This is a genomic window from Sphingobium fontiphilum (assembly GCF_014196635.1).
In the GTDB taxonomy this organism is placed as follows: domain Bacteria; phylum Pseudomonadota; class Alphaproteobacteria; order Sphingomonadales; family Sphingomonadaceae; genus Sphingobium; species Sphingobium fontiphilum.
Window position 1 is genome coordinate 817,704 of sequence record NZ_JACIEB010000001.1, and the last position, 17,717, is coordinate 835,420.

The window sequence follows — 17,717 nt, forward strand, 5'->3', positions numbered from 1 at the left end:
ACCGCCGCGCGCTTCATTTCTTCAGCCGGTATCCAGTCTTGAACATCCAACTGATCACGCCGATGCACACAAGGAGCATCGCGGCGATGAAGGCCATGCTGAACTGGATCGCCACGTCGCCCTTGCCAAAGAAAGTCCAGCGAAAGCCGGAGATGAGGTAGACGATCGGGTTGAACAGCGTGATCGACCGCCAGGGCTCAGGCAACATGTGAATGGAGTAAAAGGCCCCGCCCAGGAAGGTCATCGGCATGATGATCAACATCGGAATGATCTGCAACTGCTCGAAACTCTGCGCCCATATGCCCAGGATGAAGCCGAACAGGCAGAAACTGATGGCGATCAGCAGCATGAAGCCAAACATCATCAGCGGGTGCGCAACCGGCACATCCACGAACAGATGCGCCGTGGCAAAGATGACAAGTCCCACCGAAAGCGACTTGGTCGCCGCCGCGCCGACATAGGCGGCCACCGCCTCAGCCGCCGACACGGGCGCGGATTGCAACTCGTAAATGGTGCCGGTGAATTTGGGCATGTAGATGCCGAAACTGGCGTTGAAGATGCTTTCGGTGAACATCGACAACATGATGAGCCCCGGCACGATGAAGGCGGCATAGGGCGTGCCGTCGACCTCGCTCATCCGACTGCCGATGGCGGAGCCGAAGACAATGAAATAGAGCGTCGTGGTGATAACCGGCACCAGCAGGCCGGTCAGCAATGTGCGGCGGAACCGCGCCAGTTCGAAACGATAAATGGCGGAAATGCCGGTCCAGTTGACGCCGCTCATGCCGCCTTCTCCTGATGCACGAGGCTCACGAAAATGTCCTCCAGCGAACTTTGGCGCGTATCCAGATCCTTGTAAGCGATGCCCAGATCGCCGATCTGGCGCAGCAGGCCGGAAATGCCGGTGCGGTCGGCATGGGTATCGAACACATATTCGATGGCGTGCCCTCCATCCTTCAGCGCAACTGCCGACCCCGCCAGTTCGGCGGGCAGTTGCGCGATCGGCTCTGCGAGCGTCACCGTCAGCGTCTTCTTGCCCAGCTTCTTCATCAGGGCGCGCTTTTCTTCGACCAGCAGCAATTCGCCCCGGTTGATGACCCCTACGCGGTCGGCCATTTCCTCGGCTTCCTCGATATAATGGGTGGTAAGCACGATGGTTACGCCGGTCTGGCGCAGCGCCCCGATGAGTTTCCACATGTCGCGGCGCAATTCGACGTCGACGCCCGCTGTTGGTTCGTCCAGGAACAGCAGACGCGGCTCATGGCTCAGCGCCTTGGCGATCATCACGCGCCGCTTCATCCCGCCGGAAAGCTCGCGGATGCGATTGTCCTTCTTGTCCCACAGACTGAGATCACGCAGGATTTTTTCGACCAGGGCATCGTCGCGCCGCTTGCCGAACAGGCCGCGCGAAAAGCGCACCGTGTCGATCACCTTTTCAAACTGGTCGGTCGCCAGCTCCTGGGGCACCAGCCCGATGGCGGAGCGCGTGTCGCGATAGTCGCGGATGATGTCGCCGCCCGCCACCGTCACGCTGCCGCCCGACGGATTGACGAGCCCGCAGATGATGGAGATCAGCGTTGTCTTGCCCGCGCCATTGGGGCCGAGCAGCGCGAAAATCTCGCCTTCCTCAATGGAGAGGTCGACCCTTTTGAGCGCCTGAAAACCGGAGGCGTAAACCTTGGTCAGGCCCGCAACCGTCAATATGGATGCCACGATCCGATACCCCCATATTATTGGCCGACGCTACATAGGAAACCGATTGCAATTAGCAACCCATCGGGTCGACGCGCCGCACAAATCGAAAGACCGTGGCGGGCGGGAAGTTGCGCACCGTCTGCCCCACCCGACTCACTTCCAGCCCCAGCGCGTCAAGCACCTCGCGATGGACGGGCGGGCGCAGTGAATAGGTGAACTGGATGAAGCTGCCCCCGTGCGCCAGCATCCGGAAAGCCTCCGACAATATGTCGACATGAACCGAGCGATCCATCGCCAGCAGCGGCAGCCCGCTGATGATCGTCTGGTAACTGCCCGGCTCCCCGGCGGCCTGCGTCGACACGATCTGAGCTGGCACTTCCAATATCGAAACACCGGGAAAATGGCGGCGCAGCCCGCGCGCGAAGGCGGCGTTGATCTCCACCACTTCCAGTTTGTCGAGCGGCAGCCCGGTTTGCAGGATGGCGCGGGTGAACACGCCCGTGCCCCCGCCCAGTTCCATCACCCGGCCATCGGCTGGATCGATGTCGCGCACCATCAACCGGGCAAGATAACGGCTCGACGGCACCACCGACGCCGTCTGGCGCGGCTTGGCAACCCAGGCGGCCAGGAAATCCAGATATTCGGTCGCCTTTTCGCGAAATTCGCCACCCGGCAGGGCGATAGCGCGAACGCGCTTTGGCTTATGCTGCATGGGCGAAATGCGACCGCTCCGTTACCTCTATCGATCCCTGTCTTAGCGAGGCGAAACGCCGCCGTCGATTGGCTTTAACGTCGCCACTCTTTCCTGCAACCAATTCGCCACTGCCTCGATCCGCGCCAGATTGCGCAGGTCGCCATGCGTCACCAGCCAGAAGCTGCGCACAATCTCCACCTGTTGAGGCATAAGCGCGACAAGCGATGAGTCGCGTCGGCCAATGAAATCCGGCAAAACCCCGATTCCCACGCCCGCCGCGATCATGCTGTGCTGCATGTTGATGCTGGTCGAACGCAGATGCGCCTCCAGCCCCGCTTCAACCTCGTCCAGATAATCCAGTTCCGGGGAGAAAATGAACTCCGGCACATAGCCGATCAAGGCATGTTCCCGCAGCGCACCGGGGCTGTCGGGCACGCCCGCCTCCGCCAGATAGGACGGCGCGCCGTAAAGATGGAGGCGATAATCGCCCAATCGCCTGACCGACAGACGCCCGCGCTGCGGCCGGGCAAGCATGACCGCCATGTCCGCTTCGCGCTTTGACGGGTTCAGGAAGCCTGACGCAGTGATGAGGTCCAGCCTGATACCCGGATGGCGGGCATGAAAGTCGGCAAGACCCGGCGCCAAAATCCATGTGCCAAACCCCTCCGCCACCGAAAGCCTGACCTGCCCCGCCAGCTTGCGCTCCTCCCCCGTCACCTCTTCGACCGCCGCCAGCGCCGCGCTTTCGACGCTTTCGGCATGGCGCATCAACGCCTGCCCCCGTTCCGTCAGCACCCTTTCGCCGCCCAGAGTCTCAAACAGGCTGGCTTCCAAAGCCTGTTCCAGTCGGGCCAGCCTGCGCCCGATGGTCGTGGCGTCAATGCCAAGAGCGCGCGCGGCCGGAGCAACCTTGCGCGCGCGCGCCACCGCCAGAAAGATGCGCAGGTCGTCCCAGTCGAACATCGCCGGCCCCAATAACTGCAAAATTGCAGCGGGTTCTTGCAAAACTGTCCTCTTGCTTGCAATAGCGCAAGAGTTCAAAGCGCATTCAACCATCAGGAGGATGCCAACCCATGCGTGAGATCAGCCACAAGCTGGCCTTTGCCGATGTGCCCGCAGCAATCCCCTTTGACATTTTCGCCCCCAATGAAGGCGGCGGTCAGGCCCATTTCGCTCTGGGCGACGCCGCCCCGCTCGACCGCGCCGTCGATGCGGTCCAGACCATCACTCCACGCTGGCGCGGCGGCGGCTGCCACAGCGCGTTTGTCATTCCCACCATGGGGTGACAATGGACGGGGGCAGCACGATAAAGACCCCCTCCGTTTCTCATCCCGCCGTCCATTGGCATGGCGCGGCAACAATACAGGCAAGCAAGCATGACCCAATTCGACCTGAACGAAGACCAGCGCGCCATTCAGGAAATGGCGCAGCGCTTTACCGCCGACGCTATCACCCCCCATGCCGGCGAGTGGGATGAAAAGCACATCTTTCCGCGCGACACGATCCGCGCCGCCGCCGAACTGGGCTTTGGCGGCATCTATGTGTCGGAGGAATCGGGCGGCATCGGCCTTGGCCGGCTCGAATCCGCGCTCATCATGGAAGCCATGGCCTATGGCTGTCCTTCGACCAGCGCCTTCATCTCCATCCACAATATGGCCGCCTGGATGATCGATCGCTTCGGTTCGGCGGCGGTGAAGGCCAAATATCTGCCTGCCATGGTGCCGATGGACAAAATGGGCAGCTATTGCCTGACGGAAGCCGGCGCCGGGTCGGACGCTGCGGCGCTCAAAACAAAAGCCGTCCGCGACGGCGATCATTATGTCGTCACGGGGTCCAAGCAGTTCATTTCCGGCGGCGGCGAAAATGAAGTCTATGTCGTCATGTGCCGCACCGGCGACGACGGCGCCAAGGGCATCAGTTGCCTGGTCATCGAAAAGGATATGGATGGCGTCAGCTTCGGCGCGCAGGAACGCAAGCTGGGCTGGCATTCGCAGCCGACGGCGCAGGTCAACTTCGACGGCGTGCGCGTTCCGGTTGAAAATCTCGTCGGCGCGGAGGGCGAAGGCTTCCGCATTGCGATGATGGGCCTTGATGGCGGCCGCCTCAACATCGGCGCCTGCTCGCTGGGCGGCGCGCAGCGCTGCATCGACGAAGCGGTCCAATACACCAAGGATCGCAAACAGTTCGGCCAGTCTATCGCAGACTTTCAAAATACCCAGTTCACGCTGGCCGACATGCAGACGGAATTGGAGGCGGCCCGAACCCTGCTCTATGCTGCGGCGGTCAAGGTTACAGAAAACGCGCCCGACAAGGCTCGTTTTGCCGCCATGGCCAAGCGGTTCGCCACGGACACCGGGTCCTCCGTGGTCGACCGCGCGCTTCAACTGCACGGTGGTTACGGTTATCTGATGGACTATCCCATCGAACGTTTCTGGCGCGACCTGCGCGTTCATTCCATATTGGAAGGCACCAACCAGGTCATGCGCATGATCATCGCGCGCGACATGCTGCGGCAGTGAGGCGAGGGGGATTTGCGATGACCGATCAGGTATTGATTTCGATTGAGAACGGCGTCGGCCGCATCCGGCTGAACCGGCCCAAGGCCATTCACGCGCTGACGCCGGAAATGTGCCAGGCGATCAACGACGCGCTTCTGGCGTGGCGCGAGGACGACAGCGTCGTCGCGGTCATGCTGGATCACAGCGAAGGGCGCGGTTTCTGCGCCGGGGGCGACATCGCCCTGATCGCCAACAGCGCCAAGGCGGATTGCACCGAAGCGGAACATTTCTTCTTCCTCGAATACCGCATGAACCATCTGCTGTTCGTTTATGAAAAGCCGATCGTCGCGTTCATCGACGGCATAGTCATGGGCGGGGGCGTGGGCATATCGCTGCCAACGCGCTACCGCGTTGCGACCGAACGCACAACCTTCGCCATGCCCGAAACAGGCATCGGCCTGTTCCCCGATGTCGGCGGCGGCTGGTTCCTGCCACGCCTGCCCGGCCGCATCGGCGCATGGCTGGCGTCCACCGGATCGCGTATCGACGGGGCCGATTGCGCGGCGGCCGGCATCGCCACCCATTATATGGCGTCGGACAGTCTGGATGCGGTCAAGGCCCGCATCCTTGCCGATCCGGCCGCGCTGGTCGGCATCCTGGACGATGCCGCGCAGGAACCGCCCGCCTCCAAACTCGCCGCCGCCCGCGCTGACATCGACCGGCTGTTCGCGTCCGACAAGGCGGAGGACATTGTTGCGGCGCTGAAGGCCGATGGCGGCGAATGGGCGAAGAAGCAGCTGGCCGTGCTCGCCACCAAATCCCCCCAGACGATCAAGGTCGCCTTGCGCCAGTTGATCGAGGGCGCGGCCAAGACCAGCTTTGCCGACAACATGGTCATGGAATTTGGCCTTGCATGCGCCATCATTCGCCGCCCTGATTTTGTCGAAGGGGTGCGCGCGGTGATTTTCGACAAGGACAATGCGCCGCAATGGAATCCGGCCACGCTGGAGGATGTGAGCGACGCCATGATCGACGCCATTTTCGCGCCGCTGCCGCCCGAAAAGACATGGACCCCGTTGCCGCAAGTCGCCGCAACGCATGGCTGAAGACAAAAGAGGACGCCTGAAATGAACATGACCATCGCCTTCATCGGACTGGGCAATATGGGCGGCGGCATGGCCGCCAACCTGTTGAAGAACGGCTATGCCGTGCGCGCATTCGACCTGTCGGAAGAGGCGCTGGCGCGCGCCGAAGGGGCGGGAGCCGTGCGCGCGACCAGCGCCGCCGACGCGGCCACGGGCGCGGATGCCGTCGTCACCATGCTGCCCGCCGGCAAGCATGTCGAAGCCGTCTACACTGGCGAGATATTCGCCGCCGCCAAGCCGGGCGCGCTGTTCCTCGATTGTTCGACCATTGACGTCGCGACCGCGCGCCGCGTCATCGAAGCGGCTGTGGCGGCCGGTTTCGAAATGGTCGACGCGCCGGTTTCGGGCGGCATCGCGGCGGCCAATGGCGGCACGCTGACCTTCATGGTCGGCGGCGCGGACGAAGCCTTTGCCAAAGCCAGGCCGATCCTGTCGGCCATGGGCAAGGCCGTCATTCATGCTGGTGGCGCCGGCAATGGCCAGGCGGCGAAGATCTGCAACAACATGTTGCTGGGCGCGACGATGGTGGCCACCTGCGAAACCTTCGCCATGGCCGAGAAACTGGGCCTCGACGCCCAGACTTTCTATGATATTTCCAGCGTTTCTTCGGGACAGAGCTGGTCGATGACCAGCTATTGCCCGGTGCCTGGCGTTGGCCCGCAAAGCCCGGCCGACAATGGCTATCAGGGCGGTTTTGCAGTGGGCCTGATGCTCAAGGATCTGAAGCTCGCCACCGAAGCCGCCGCATTGGCGGGGGCCAGCGTGCCGATGGGCAACGCCGCCGAGGCGCTGTACCAGATGCTGGCCAACAAGGGTGAGGCCGGTCGCGACTTCTCGCTGATGATCGAAATGCTGAAGGGCAAGTAACAAGCCGCTCATCGGCGCTTCATCCGGCCCAGTCTATGGCGTTTGGGGAACCGGGGCGGCTTCTGCCCGTTCCGGTTCCGTAACCCTGATGAGGTCCGATGATGCTGTCATTTTTTCTGGCCATGGCCATGGCGACCAGCGAACGCCCCGCTTTACCGGGAGCGGCTCCCTGCCCCGCCGCCACGCGCCAAAAGCTGCTGACTCCGGCAAAGCCGGGCGAAGGCGCCTTCCCTCTCAATTGCAGCATCACGCTGAAGCGCGGCGAAAATATCGCCCGGCCTATCCTGATCGAAGGCGAGCAGGCTTCGGGCGTTCATCTCGACTGCAATGGCGGCAAATTGACGCCGGGCGCGGCACGAATCAACGTGCGGATGCCTACCCTCGCCATCTGGTCGCGCATGGCCGGGCCGGGACGTTGGAGCCGCCCCGAACAAGTGCTGGTCGAGCGCTGCGCCATATTGGGCGCGGTCCATATCTATGGCGTCGGCGCGGGACAGAAGGTCGAACAGCTGGTCGACGCATCGCGCAAGGCCGACTTTACCAAAGTCGCGCAGACCGCGGCTCCCATCAACGTCACCATCCGCGACAGCCGGTTGACGGCGATCAATAATATTCCGCTCTATGTCGGTCCCGGCGTGACTCGTTTCAGCCTGCTCGACTCCCGGATCGACGGCAAGGGCACGCTGGCCATCTATCTCGACCATGAAGGCGGATGGAACCGGATCGAAGGCAATGATATCGATTTTGAGCCGCGCCGCGAGATGATTGCGATCGACGGATCAGCGCACAACAGCATCCGGGGCAACCACATCGTCCTTCGCGGGAAGGCCGCCGCGCAAATCTATCGGAACTGCGGCGAGCGCAGCGTCATCCGCCATCAGGCCCCAACCGACAACATCGTGACCGGCAATGATTTCGACTATATCGGCGCCCAGCCTCGCGTGTTGGTGGGCCAGAACGCGCGCAAGGGCCGCAGCCCGGTGTGCGGCGACGACGCTGGTTATCCCTTCGGCAGCAGCATCGACGACATGGACCATGCCGAACGCAATCAGATCGATGGCAACCGCGTTCGGGCGCGTCGCTGAAAAATCAGCCGGGCCTCAGTATAATCCCGACTTGATACCGGCGCAAAAGCGCGTCAATCACCTCCCACTTCGGAGAGAGTCTAAGGGAAGTTGAGAGCGGATGAGCTATTATGATGTGTTGATCGTCGGGGCCGGCCATGCAGGCGCGCAAGCGGCGATTGCTTTGCGCCAACTGGGTTTTGAAGGTTCGGTCGCCATGATCGGCGACGAGCAATATCCGCCCTATGAGCGCCCGCCGCTGTCGAAGGAATATTTCGCGGGCGAAAAGACGTTCGAACGCATCCTGATCCGTCCGGCTAGCTTCTGGGAAGAGCGCAACATCGACATGTTGTTGGGACGCCGTGTCAAATCCGTCGATCCCGAGGGCAAGTTCGTCACTGCGGGCGATGCGGAAATCGGCTATGGCAAGCTGATCTGGTGCACGGGCGGCAGTCCCCGGATGCTGACCTGCAACGGCGCCGACGCCCCCAATGTCCACGCCGTCCGTCGTCGCGACGATGTCGACGCGATGATGGCGAAGCTCGACACCATCAACCATGTCACCGTCATCGGCGGCGGCTATATCGGGCTGGAGGCGGCCGCCGTGCTGTCCAAATTCGGCAAGAAGGTTGTCCTGCTCGAAGCGCTGGACCGGGTGTTGGCCCGAGTCGCGGGCGAAGATTTGTCGCGTTTCTATGAAGCTGAGCATCGCGCCCATGGCGTCGACCTGCGCACCGGCGCAAAGATGGACTGCATCGAGGTCACCGACGGGGTCGCTACCGCCGTGCTGATGCAGGATGGCGAAAGGATCGAAACCGACATGGTGATCGTCGGCATCGGCATCATCCCTGAAACCGGTCCCCTGGTGGCGGCAGGCGCTGCGGGCGGCAATGGCGTCGACGTCGACGAATTTTGCCGCACGTCGCTGCCCGACATCTATGCCGTGGGCGATTGCGCCGCGCATGAAAACGACTTTGCCCGCGGCGCGCGCATCCGTCTGGAATCCGTGCAGAACGCCAATGATCAGGCAAAGACGGCCGTGACCCACATCCTGGGCAAGGAAGAGCCCTATCATGCGGTGCCGTGGTTCTGGTCCAATCAATATGATCTGAAGCTCCAGACCGTTGGCCTGTCGACCGGGCATGACCAGACCATATTGCGCGGCGATCCGGCGGCGCGCAGCTTTTCGGTTCTCTATCTGCGCGGCGGCAAGCTGATCGCGCTCGATTGCGTCAACGCGGTCAAGGATTATGTGCAGGGTCGCGCCCATGTGGTGTCGGGCGCGGTGCTGGACCAGGCGCAACTGGCCGATCCGGCCGTGCCGCTGAAGGAAGTCGGCCTCGCCTGACGCCGCCGGTCGGGCTGGTTATAATTCCAGCCCGATCAGCGAACCGCTGCCGATGCGGTCGATGTGTCGCTTGCCGTCGATCTCCAGCCAGTCGGGCGTGATTTCGATACGGCGGCCCTTGATGGTCGCGCGGAGATGTTCGACCGCGATCCTGTTGCGCGCGACGATGCGCAGGACGGCCAGCCCATCCCCGCGCGCCGCCATGATGCTGTAGCGATCGCCGCGCAGCAGGAAATGCCAACTGCCGTCGGTCGGCAGCCATTCATTGCCGTCGATGATCTGCACTGGCGTTCCATCCGGCGCGGCCAGCCGCAGACTGATGCGTGTCGCGCCATTGGCCCGGCGCGGCGGCGCGAAGATCAACAGCGGCTCGCCATCCACGGTGACGGGGATGGGCGTGTCGCGCAAAAGGCGCGATCCCCCGACGATCAGGTGCGGCATCTCGCTCGAAAAGGGCAGCCGGTCGCGTGCGAAATGGCGCTGACGCACGACGGGGTTGGCGTGGAAACTGCAAACCTGTGTGGGCGTCAACCGCCCTTCCTCCACCAGCCCATGGCAGGTGGGGCATAATAATGTGGCGCCTTTTTCCCGCGATTCGGCGGGCAGCGCCAGATAACGATAGATTGTCACGCCGCACCGGACACAGGCGAAGCCACAGGACTGTCTTATGTCCTCACGCTCCTGCGGTGTCAGATTTGGCAGTGACGCCATTATACGCATGGCCATGCCCCGAAGACCCCTTCTCGCGCCGGATCGCATGATGCGTTCCGGCGACCGTTTCTGGCATCCTCCTGCACTGGGCCGCTCTGACGTCGGCGCTCGCCGCTATCGTTGAAATAAATGGCGTGAAGTCAAGGGGCCTGTGTCCACCGGGCGCCATCCGGTCATCGCGGCGGCAAGATGTCCACCTGCCGCGCGGCGGCAATTTCGCGGATACGGCCGGGGTCGGGCATCGCGCGCATCGCTATTTCGGCATAGTCGCCGGCGCTGAATAATTCCACGTCGCCGACATTGAAGATGCGCTGGCCCAGAGTCTGCGAAATACGGACGCTACGGACACTGGAAAGCGCGACCTGGACTCGCTGCTTGGAGAGCAGGCCGCGCTCCATCAACACCTCACGCTCGTTGACCGCCAACCGCTCGCCCCTGCAACGTATCCACCATATGCCAAGGCCCACTATCCCCACGATGGAAAGCAATAACAGAACAAACAGGAAGGGATGCGCCCGGAACATCGCCGGATTCTCATCATAGAGCCACAGTTCGGCCATATCCTGCATTCTCCTTGGCGTCGATCGACATGACCATAGGCGAACGATAGTCGTCAAGCCGCAGCAGTTAACGGAATATTTGCCTTCCTTTGCCAAGGTCGCGCGGAGTCAGGAATGGAACATGGCACGCAATCTTTACGATGTTGACGATCGTCAGGCGTCCGGATCGGACGCCTGGCTGCAGGAACGCGAGGATCGCCGGACAGGAATCGTGCCGATGGGCACATTGATTGTCGCGCTGTTGCTCGCGGGCGCCCTGGCCTGGGTTTTGAAAGACCTGCTGCCCGGATCGCGCCAGCCCGGCGCCGACCTTTCCATTCGCGTATCCGAAACCTTCACGCCTTGCGGCGACGACATGTCGACCAGTTGCCTGATTTCAGCGAACGAATTCATGCTCAGTGGCAAATCCTATCGCATCGCCGACATCAGTGTGCCCAGCCTGACCAATCCCCAATGTCCGGCCGAAGCGCGGCTGGCTGACCAGAGCCGTCGGGCGATGTTGTCGATGATGAACGGCGGCGCGTTCGAAGCGCGGAAAGACCCGACCGAGAGCGATTCACGCGCGCGCATCCTGCTGCGCGACAATGTGTCTCTGGGATCGGTGCTGATCGCCAAGGGACTCGCCCGATCCTGGTCACCTGCGCCCGTTGACTGGTGCGAAGGGGCCTGATCTTCCATTCGATCAGCGCTTTTTGACGAATTCCGCGCGCAGCACCAGCCCCTTGATCCCCTCATAACGGCAGTCGATTTCCTGCGGATCGCCCGTCAGGCGAATGGACTTGATCAGCGTGCCCCGCTTGAGCGTCTGCCCGGCCCCCTTGACGACCAGATCCTTGATCAAGGTGACCTGGTCGCCATCCGCCAGGATGTTGCCGACAGCGTCGCGCACTTCAACGACATCGGCCCCGTCGCCCTGGCCCGCCAGTTGCGACGCAGGCACCCACTCGCCTGACGCCTCGTCGAACACATAATCTTCATCTGCGCTCATCTCAAAATCCCGTCGACCAGCACTCAACCCCGGCGAAGCGCCAGCATCAGGGCCAGACCCATCAGCGCGAAGGCGAACAATCTGCGGATGCCTCTATTCCGCTCTGGATCGACAAGCAAGCGGTGCGCCTGCCCTGCCAGGAACACGATACCGATGTGAACGACGGTGGCGACGCCGACATAGGCCATGGTCAGCGCCGCCAGTTGCGGACGCACAGCGGTTGCGCCATGAACGAAACCGGGCAGCACCGTCACGAAAAACAGGGCGGACTTGGCGTTGAGCAGATTGGTCAGCAGTCCCCGCCGAAATCCGGCCGAAATCCGACCAAATGCGAGGGGATCGTCGCCCTCGCGCGGCCATGCGTCCCACGCCATCCATAACAGATAAAGAACCCCCAGAGCGCGCAGAAGTCCAGCAATCCAGGGATGGTCGTTCAGAAGAGCCGACGCGCCCAGCCAGGCAGCCGCACCCAGCAGCGACAGGCCCAGCGCGATGCCGGCCACCGCCGCCAGTCCGGCGCGCCTGCCGGCCGCCGCGCTCAACAGCGCCAGCCAGGTCATGTTGATGCCGGGCGTCAGTTCCAGCGCCAACGCAGTCAGCAGAAAGCCTGCGTCGATCGCGCCGATGCCTGATGCGCCCGTCAGCTCTCGTCACCCATGCGCAGCGCCGCGATGAAGGCTTCCTGCGGAATCTGGACGCTGCCATATTCGCGCATCCGCTTCTTGCCTTCCTTCTGTTTGTCGAGCAGCTTCTTCTTGCGGCTGATGTCGCCGCCATAGCATTTGGCGGTCACGTCCTTGCGCATCGCCGCGATCGTCTCGCGCGCGATCACCTTGCCGCCGATCGCCGCCTGAATCGGGATCTTGAACAGGTGGCGGGGGATCAGATCCTTCAGCCGCTCGCACATATGCCGGCCGCGCGCCTCGGCGGCGCTGCGGTGAACGATCATCGACAGCGCATCGACTGGCTCGTTGTTGACGAGGATGCTCATCTTGACGAGATCGCCCTCGCGCGTGCCGATCTGGTGATAATCGAAGCTGGCATAGCCGCGCGATATCGACTTCAGCCGATCGTAGAAATCGAACACCACTTCGTTGAGCGGCAGTTCATAGGTCACCTGCGCCCGCCCGCCGACATAGGTCAAATTCTTCTGGATGCCGCGCCGGTCCTGACACAGCTTCAGGATCGAGCCCAGATATTCGTCGGGGCAATAGATGATCGCCTCGATCCAGGGTTCCTCGATCATCTCGATATGGTTGGGATCGGGCATGTCGGCCGGGTTGTGCAGATGGCGCACCGTCCCGTCCTTCATATGCATGTCATACACCACCGAAGGCGCGGTGGTGATAAGGTCGAGATCATATTCGCGGGTCAGCCGCTCCTGGATGATTTCCAGATGGAGCAGCCCCAGGAAGCCGCAACGGAAGCCGAAACCGAGCGCGGCGCTGGTCTCCATTTCGAAGGAGAAGCTGGCGTCGTTCAGGCGCAGCTTGCTGATCGAATCGCGCAGCTTCTCAAAATCATTGGCGTCGACCGGGAACAGGCCGCAGAACACCACCGGCTGCACTTCCTTGAAACCCGGCAGCGGCTTGGCGGCCGGATTCTTGACCGTAGTGATGGTGTCGCCGACACGGGTCTGGCTGATGTCCTTGATCTGCGCGGTGATGAAGCCGATTTCGCCGGGGCCAAGCTCTGGCAGTTGCTCGATCTTGGGCCGCATACAGCCAACGCGGTCAATCAGATGCTCGGTGCCGCCGATCATGAACTTGATGTTCTGGCCTTTCTTGATGACGCCGTTCACCACGCGCACCAGAATGACGACGCCCAGATAGGGGTCGTACCAGCTATCGACCAGCATCGCTTCCAGCGGGGCATCGCGGTCGCCCTTGGGCGGCGGGATCTTGGCGACGATGGCTTCCAATATGTCGTCGATGCCGATGCCCGATTTGGCGCTGGCCAGCACCGCTTCTGACGCGTCGAGGCCGATCACCTCTTCAATCTCCGCGCGCACCTTTTCCGGCTCGGCGGCGGGCAGGTCGATCTTGTTCAGCACCGGCACGATTTCATGGTCATGCTCGATCGACTGATAGACGTTGGCCAGCGTCTGCGCCTCCACCCCCTGCGCCGCGTCGACGACCAGCAGCGCGCCCTCGCAGGCCGCCAGCGACCGGCTCACTTCATAGGCGAAATCGACATGGCCAGGCGTGTCCATCAGGTTCAGCTCGTAAACCTGCCCGTCGCGCGCGGTGTAATCCAGGCGCACGGTCTGCGCCTTGATGGTGATGCCGCGCTCCTTTTCGATATCCATATTGTCGAGCACCTGCGCCGACATTTCCCGGTCTGTCAGCCCCCCGGTTCGCTGGATCAGGCGGTCGGCCAGGGTCGATTTGCCATGGTCGATATGGGCGATGATGGAAAAGTTGCGAATGCGCGAAAGGTCGGTCATGGCGCCGCGCACTAGCAGCGTTTCTTCGGCCTGTCAGCCTGTCCCGTAACGGGCGGATGTGGTGACAATCGCCGTCATCCGCGCCCGGTTGCTTGAACCATGGTGCCGTTGTGATAGAGATCACGACAAATGCCGGGTCGCAATGGCAAAAAGCACATCGTCAACGAGCATTACGGGGTTCAATATTATGAAGGGTTTTGCGAAATTTCTGGTGGCGAGCGCCGCCGTTGCGATGACCGTCGCACCCGCTGCCGCCGCCGACAAGGGGTCGTCGGGCCGTCAGGCCCAGGTCAAGAAGCAGATGGAAATTCCCCACTGCACCAAGCGTCTTGGCACCGTCGCCATTGTCGAGCCAGACAATCAGTGGTGGCGCGAGATGAACCTGGGCAGCCCGGAAGCCATCATCAAGCTGTTCGTGCAGCAGTCGGGCTGCTTCGGTCTGGTCAACCGCGGCCGCTCTATGGCCAGCCGCAATCTGGAGCGCGCGATGGCGGATTCGGGCGAATTGCAGGCCGGCAGCAACCTTGGCCGGGGCCAGGTGAAGGCCGCCGACTATTTCCTTCAGCCTGACATCGTCACCGCCAACAACAACAGCGGCGGCAACGCCATTGGCGGCATGTTGGGCGGCATGCTCGGCGGGCGGACGCTGGGCGGCCTGATGGGCGGCATTTCGATCAAGAAGAGCGAGGCGAACGTCACCCTGTCGATCGTCAATGCCCGCACGACCGAGGAAGAAGCGATGACCGAAGGCTATTTCCGCAAGTCGGACCTCAGCTTCGGCGGCGGCGGCGGCGTCGGCTGGATGGGCGGTCTGGCCGCTGTCGGCGGCGGCGGTTATCAGAACACAGCCATCGGCCAGGTGATCGTGCTCGCCTATCTCGACGCCTATACAAAGCTGGTGACGCAGTTGGGCGGCCTGCCCGACAATGCGGCGGCGGCGGCTCCGCAGGCGCAATAAGCGGCGCCCAGCAGGTAAACTGAGATAAGGGCCGGCCCGACTATGGGCCGGCCCTTTTTCATTCAGCCTTATCAGGATGAGAGCGGCGCGATGCGGGCGGATGGCTCGCGGCGACGATTCCACCATGCCAGGATGGCGTCGCCCGCCGGGCGCTCGACCAGCCGGTTGATGATCGTCCCCAGCGCCAGCGCCACCAGAAACGCCGCCGCAAAGCCCAGCCAGGGGCTATAGCCCGCCTCCGTCATCTTCAGCATGACGACAAAGCCGACATGCTGGTGGATCAGGTAGAAACTGTAGCTGATGCCGCCCAGCCAGACGAGCGGTCGCAGGGCGATAAAGCGCATGTTCCCGCGGATCAGCACAGCGAAGCCAAGCAGCAATACTATGCCTGCCAGCGTCACATCCCATGTCTCCCCGACCGCGACCGAAGCCAGCACCGCCAGCGCATAGGGTGCCTGCTGACGCCATGTCCGCTGCCCCCTCCACACCCGGTAGGACAACATGCCGATGATGAAAAAGGGCACATAGCGCAGGACCAGCAGCATGACGATGCGTTCCGGCATATCGGGCCAAAGCTGATAAAGCGTCCGCAGGCCCAGCCACAGCAGCAGCATCGGCTCCAGCCGCCTGACGCCGCCAAATCGCCAAAGCGCGATCATGCAGAAATAGAAGGCGATCTCGACCGTCAACGTCCAATAGGCGCCGTCCACTTCAGGAATGAAGGCGAAGCCCTGTAACATGGTGAAATTGGCCATGATCGCCATCGGACCGATCAGCAGCGCCGTCGCCTGCGCCAGATATTCGATCGACAATGTCGTCAGCATCGCGACGATATAAGCGGGGTAGAGCCGGGCGAAGCGGTTGACCACAAAATCCGCCACCGTCCCGATCCGATCAAGCGTGAAGAAGATCGCAAAGCCGGAAATGGTGAAGAAAAGCAGAACCCGGTAATTGCCGCCGGGGAAGCTGAACGGCACATGCTGGGCCTGCGGGAACAACTCGTGAAACCGCGTGGAATAATGAAAGATCAGCACGCACAGCGCCCCGATGCCGCGAAGCGCATCCAGTTCCGTCAGACGGCCGGTTCGGACATGGGGGGGCGATGCCATGCCCCGCCTTAGCAACAGATCAGCAACAGATCAGTTAATAAGGTGGTTAATTCCGACGCTTAACCATCAATGGCTGCAAAGTGGCAACAAAAACGGGGAAAATACGCGGCCATCGTCCCCAATCAGGTCATTTCCTCGTCCCGAAACGTCTCTATGTCGACCAGCGCCTGCGCGTCCCGCGAACAGCGTGCGCCCTGTGCCGCGTCGACGGGGACAGATGCGGGGCCAGGGCGCATATGCCAACTGGACCGCCGCGACCGGATGGACGGCATGGGCGCGACGGATGATCGGCCTTTCATTGTCGCCAACGCCATAAACCGCCGCCCTATCGAAAAAGGTGACGCCGGCGTCCAGAGCATGAAGCAGCAGCCGTTCGACCGCGCCGGGATCGGGGCGCGAGCACCAGCCATGGCTGAGGTTCACGCAGCCATGGCCAAGCCAACACCAATGGCTGACCCGGCGAAGCGCCGAAGCAGCCCTTCAAATCCGGGTGGCGTCAGCCCACTCCTGCTTGAAGGGGGGGCATAATGTTATGATTGCGTCCGCTGGCGCATAAAATGGCGGCGCATGTCACGCTGCGAGCCCGGCGCGATGATCCGGCCTGGCGGCGAACCAGATAGTGTGCCAAGAATCGATGCTGCCAATATAGGCTGGCAACTTCACCTCATCGACCATGAAGCCGACATTTTCCAGACAGGCGGCGAAATAGTCGTCCGGATAGGCTGACCAGACCGCCATTATGCCACCCGGGCGCAAGGCCGCATAGGCGGATCGCAACCCGGCTTGCGAATAGAGCCGATCATTGGCGGCTGTGATGAAACCGTCCGGGCCGTTGTCCACGTCCATCAATATCGCGTCGAACCGTTCGCTTTCCTCGATTATGACGTCATGCACGTCGATCACCCGCAACGCGACGCGGGGGTCGGACAGGTTGTTGCCGAACAGATGGGCGAGCGGCCCTTTCGCCCATGCGACGACCTGGGGCAGCAATTCAGCAACCATTACCGATGCGCCGGACGACCAAGTGCGCAGCACCGCTCCCAGAGTGAAGCCCATGCCCAATCCCCCGACCAGCACATGCCCACCATCTTTGCCCAGACGCTTGCGCGTCATCGTCGCCAGCGCCATTTCCGAGATATGGTCGCGACTTCCCATCAGTTCATCGGCGCCAAACTGGATGGAAAATTCATTGCCGCATTTCAGCAACAACAATTCGCCGCCGCCGGGCACCATGGCAATATCAACCACCTCTATGGCGTCGATTGCCTGGCCATCGTTGTTGGAAATGGGCGGATCGGCAGCCTCCATCTGTTGTCCGGGGCGATTGTCCGAACCCCTTGCGCTATCCGATCCCGCCTGATGCGCAAGGCAAGCCCCCTCGCCCGCCGAATAAAGCCGATTCATGCCGTTCCTGTCTCAATTCGAGATCAATCGCGACGTAAACCAGCATGGCATCCATTGCGCGGTGACAGGTGCTAATGGCTCGCTTTTAGGGATAAAATCAAGCAAACTATTGCCTCAAAAATGAGGCCCGATATCGTAATTTTCTGGTTGGAATTGACTTTTCCGGATAAATGCTCCATAAAAACTCCGCTATCGTCGCCTGCGACGGATTTTTGCCTTCAAATCGGGCT

At 62.0% G+C, this 17,717-nt stretch carries 20 protein-coding genes and 1 pseudogene; 8 read left to right on the forward strand and 13 right to left on the reverse strand.

Features of this window, described 5'->3' with window-relative positions; genetic code table 11:
* Positions 1-13: 13 nt before the first annotated feature.
* Genes GGR44_RS03725 through GGR44_RS03740 form a run of 4 tightly spaced genes read right to left on the reverse strand, consistent with a single transcriptional unit; the run spans position 14 to position 3,352 of the window.
* The gene (locus GGR44_RS03725) at positions 14-784 is read right to left on the reverse strand and encodes an ABC transporter permease (protein ID WP_183954065.1); all 771 of its coding nucleotides are present in this window, start codon (positions 782-784) and stop codon (positions 14-16) included.
* The gene (locus tag GGR44_RS03730) at positions 781-1,713 is read right to left on the reverse strand and encodes an ATP-binding cassette domain-containing protein (protein WP_183954066.1); all 933 of its coding nucleotides are present in this window, start codon (positions 1,711-1,713) and stop codon (positions 781-783) included. Before GGR44_RS03730 ends, GGR44_RS03725 begins: the two co-directional genes overlap by 4 nt.
* A gap of 52 nt (positions 1,714-1,765) precedes the next feature.
* Positions 1,766-2,407 (reverse strand): class I SAM-dependent methyltransferase, encoded by a 642-nt coding sequence (locus tag GGR44_RS03735; RefSeq protein WP_183954067.1) that lies wholly within the window; start codon positions 2,405-2,407, stop codon positions 1,766-1,768.
* 42 nt (positions 2,408-2,449) lie between these two features.
* The gene (locus tag GGR44_RS03740) at positions 2,450-3,352 is read right to left on the reverse strand and encodes a LysR family transcriptional regulator (RefSeq protein ID WP_183954068.1); all 903 of its coding nucleotides are present in this window, start codon (positions 3,350-3,352) and stop codon (positions 2,450-2,452) included.
* Between the two features lie 110 nt (positions 3,353-3,462).
* Here GGR44_RS03740 and GGR44_RS03745 point away from each other — a divergent pair, with 110 nt between their 5' ends.
* The 6 genes from GGR44_RS03745 (at position 3,463) to GGR44_RS03770 (ending at position 9,311) form a co-directional block, all read left to right on the forward strand.
* A complete protein-coding gene (locus GGR44_RS03745) occupies positions 3,463-3,675 on the forward strand; it encodes a hypothetical protein (protein WP_183954069.1) in 213 nt (70 codons plus the stop codon).
* Between the two features lie 90 nt (positions 3,676-3,765).
* Positions 3,766-4,908: an acyl-CoA dehydrogenase family protein gene (locus tag GGR44_RS03750; RefSeq protein WP_183954070.1), complete on the forward strand. Its 1,143-nt coding sequence runs from the start codon at positions 3,766-3,768 to the stop codon at positions 4,906-4,908.
* 17 nt (positions 4,909-4,925) lie between these two features.
* Positions 4,926-5,993 carry an enoyl-CoA hydratase/isomerase family protein gene (locus tag GGR44_RS03755; protein ID WP_183954071.1) on the forward strand — a complete coding sequence of 356 codons (1,068 nt, stop codon included), beginning with the start codon at positions 4,926-4,928 and terminating at the stop codon, positions 5,991-5,993.
* A gap of 21 nt (positions 5,994-6,014) precedes the next feature.
* The gene (mmsB, locus tag GGR44_RS03760) at positions 6,015-6,899 is read left to right on the forward strand and encodes a 3-hydroxyisobutyrate dehydrogenase (protein ID WP_183954072.1); all 885 of its coding nucleotides are present in this window, start codon (positions 6,015-6,017) and stop codon (positions 6,897-6,899) included.
* A gap of 98 nt (positions 6,900-6,997) precedes the next feature.
* The gene (locus tag GGR44_RS03765; protein WP_183954073.1) at positions 6,998-7,984 is read left to right on the forward strand and encodes a right-handed parallel beta-helix repeat-containing protein; all 987 of its coding nucleotides are present in this window, start codon (positions 6,998-7,000) and stop codon (positions 7,982-7,984) included.
* A 100-nt stretch (positions 7,985-8,084) separates the two neighbouring features.
* Complete coding sequence (locus GGR44_RS03770; RefSeq protein ID WP_183954074.1) at positions 8,085-9,311, forward strand: NAD(P)/FAD-dependent oxidoreductase; 1,227 nt, start codon at positions 8,085-8,087, stop codon at positions 9,309-9,311.
* A gap of 18 nt (positions 9,312-9,329) precedes the next feature.
* On the opposite strand, the gene GGR44_RS03775 is transcribed toward GGR44_RS03770, so the two are convergent.
* Both GGR44_RS03775 and GGR44_RS03780 read right to left on the reverse strand, forming a co-directional pair.
* A complete protein-coding gene (locus GGR44_RS03775) occupies positions 9,330-10,022 on the reverse strand; it encodes a hypothetical protein (protein WP_183954239.1) in 693 nt (230 codons plus the stop codon).
* Positions 10,023-10,195: 173 nt separating this feature from the next.
* Entirely contained in the window at positions 10,196-10,582 is a 387-nt protein-coding gene (locus tag GGR44_RS03780; protein WP_183954075.1) for a PH domain-containing protein, read from the reverse strand.
* 121 nt (positions 10,583-10,703) lie between these two features.
* Here GGR44_RS03780 and GGR44_RS03785 point away from each other — a divergent pair, with 121 nt between their 5' ends.
* Positions 10,704-11,252 (forward strand): nuclease, encoded by a 549-nt coding sequence (locus GGR44_RS03785; RefSeq protein ID WP_183954076.1) that lies wholly within the window; start codon positions 10,704-10,706, stop codon positions 11,250-11,252.
* A gap of 12 nt (positions 11,253-11,264) precedes the next feature.
* On the opposite strand, the gene GGR44_RS03790 is transcribed toward GGR44_RS03785, so the two are convergent.
* From GGR44_RS03790 to lepA, 3 genes are read right to left on the reverse strand one after another with little or no spacing between them, the layout of a single operon-like run.
* Positions 11,265-11,570 carry an alkylphosphonate utilization protein gene (locus tag GGR44_RS03790; RefSeq protein ID WP_183954077.1) on the reverse strand — a complete coding sequence of 102 codons (306 nt, stop codon included), beginning with the start codon at positions 11,568-11,570 and terminating at the stop codon, positions 11,265-11,267.
* A 23-nt stretch (positions 11,571-11,593) separates the two neighbouring features.
* Positions 11,594-12,160 carry a LysE family translocator gene (locus tag GGR44_RS03795; RefSeq protein WP_221214239.1) on the reverse strand — a complete coding sequence of 189 codons (567 nt, stop codon included), beginning with the start codon at positions 12,158-12,160 and terminating at the stop codon, positions 11,594-11,596.
* A gap of 50 nt (positions 12,161-12,210) precedes the next feature.
* Positions 12,211-14,016 carry a translation elongation factor 4 gene (gene lepA / locus GGR44_RS03800; RefSeq protein ID WP_183954078.1) on the reverse strand — a complete coding sequence of 602 codons (1,806 nt, stop codon included), beginning with the start codon at positions 14,014-14,016 and terminating at the stop codon, positions 12,211-12,213.
* Positions 14,017-14,203: 187 nt separating this feature from the next.
* On the opposite strand from lepA, the gene GGR44_RS03805 reads away from it, so the two are divergent.
* Entirely contained in the window at positions 14,204-14,974 is a 771-nt protein-coding gene (locus GGR44_RS03805) for a CsgG/HfaB family protein (protein WP_183954079.1), read from the forward strand.
* A 71-nt stretch (positions 14,975-15,045) separates the two neighbouring features.
* Here GGR44_RS03805 and GGR44_RS03810 read toward each other — a convergent pair whose 3' ends face one another.
* From GGR44_RS03810 to GGR44_RS03820, 4 genes and pseudogenes are all read right to left on the reverse strand, one after another.
* Positions 15,046-16,083, reverse strand: a complete 1,038-nt coding sequence (locus GGR44_RS03810) for an acyltransferase family protein (RefSeq protein WP_183954080.1) — start codon at positions 16,081-16,083, stop codon at positions 15,046-15,048.
* Between the two features lie 122 nt (positions 16,084-16,205).
* Positions 16,206-16,382 carry a hypothetical protein gene (locus GGR44_RS03815; RefSeq protein ID WP_183954081.1) on the reverse strand — a complete coding sequence of 59 codons (177 nt, stop codon included), beginning with the start codon at positions 16,380-16,382 and terminating at the stop codon, positions 16,206-16,208.
* A gap of 49 nt (positions 16,383-16,431) precedes the next feature.
* Positions 16,432-16,506, reverse strand: a pseudogene (locus GGR44_RS17240) (hypothetical protein); the annotation flags it as partial.
* Positions 16,507-16,653: 147 nt separating this feature from the next.
* On the reverse strand, positions 16,654-17,391 hold the full coding sequence (locus GGR44_RS03820; protein ID WP_183954241.1) for a spermine/spermidine synthase domain-containing protein: 738 nt from the start codon (positions 17,389-17,391) through the stop codon (positions 16,654-16,656).
* Positions 17,392-17,717 lie beyond the last annotated feature (326 nt).

Coding starts and splice junctions, on each gene's coding strand:
- GGR44_RS03805 (WP_183954079.1), top strand. CDS start 14,204: ATGAAGGGTTTTGCGAAATTTCTGGTGGCGAGCGCCGCCGTTGCGATG.
- mmsB (WP_183954072.1), top strand. CDS start 6,015: ATGAACATGACCATCGCCTTCATCGGACTGGGCAATATGGGCGGCGGC.
- GGR44_RS03775 (WP_183954239.1), bottom strand. CDS start 10,022: ATGGCGTCACTGCCAAATCTGACACCGCAGGAGCGTGAGGACATAAGA.
- GGR44_RS03810 (WP_183954080.1), bottom strand. CDS start 16,083: ATGGCATCGCCCCCCCATGTCCGAACCGGCCGTCTGACGGAACTGGAT.
- GGR44_RS03740 (WP_183954068.1), bottom strand. CDS start 3,352: ATGTTCGACTGGGACGACCTGCGCATCTTTCTGGCGGTGGCGCGCGCG.
- GGR44_RS03780 (WP_183954075.1), bottom strand. CDS start 10,582: ATGGCCGAACTGTGGCTCTATGATGAGAATCCGGCGATGTTCCGGGCG.
- lepA (WP_183954078.1), bottom strand. CDS start 14,016: ATGACCGACCTTTCGCGCATTCGCAACTTTTCCATCATCGCCCATATC.
- GGR44_RS03815 (WP_183954081.1), bottom strand. CDS start 16,382: ATGAAAGGCCGATCATCCGTCGCGCCCATGCCGTCCATCCGGTCGCGG.
- GGR44_RS03770 (WP_183954074.1), top strand. CDS start 8,085: ATGAGCTATTATGATGTGTTGATCGTCGGGGCCGGCCATGCAGGCGCG.
- GGR44_RS03765 (WP_183954073.1), top strand. CDS start 6,998: ATGATGCTGTCATTTTTTCTGGCCATGGCCATGGCGACCAGCGAACGC.
- GGR44_RS03735 (WP_183954067.1), bottom strand. CDS start 2,407: ATGCAGCATAAGCCAAAGCGCGTTCGCGCTATCGCCCTGCCGGGTGGC.
- GGR44_RS03790 (WP_183954077.1), bottom strand. CDS start 11,570: ATGAGCGCAGATGAAGATTATGTGTTCGACGAGGCGTCAGGCGAGTGG.
- GGR44_RS03745 (WP_183954069.1), top strand. CDS start 3,463: ATGCGTGAGATCAGCCACAAGCTGGCCTTTGCCGATGTGCCCGCAGCA.
- GGR44_RS03785 (WP_183954076.1), top strand. CDS start 10,704: ATGGCACGCAATCTTTACGATGTTGACGATCGTCAGGCGTCCGGATCG.
- GGR44_RS03820 (WP_183954241.1), bottom strand. CDS start 17,391: ATGGAGGCTGCCGATCCGCCCATTTCCAACAACGATGGCCAGGCAATC.
- GGR44_RS03750 (WP_183954070.1), top strand. CDS start 3,766: ATGACCCAATTCGACCTGAACGAAGACCAGCGCGCCATTCAGGAAATG.
- GGR44_RS03755 (WP_183954071.1), top strand. CDS start 4,926: ATGACCGATCAGGTATTGATTTCGATTGAGAACGGCGTCGGCCGCATC.
- GGR44_RS03725 (WP_183954065.1), bottom strand. CDS start 784: ATGAGCGGCGTCAACTGGACCGGCATTTCCGCCATTTATCGTTTCGAA.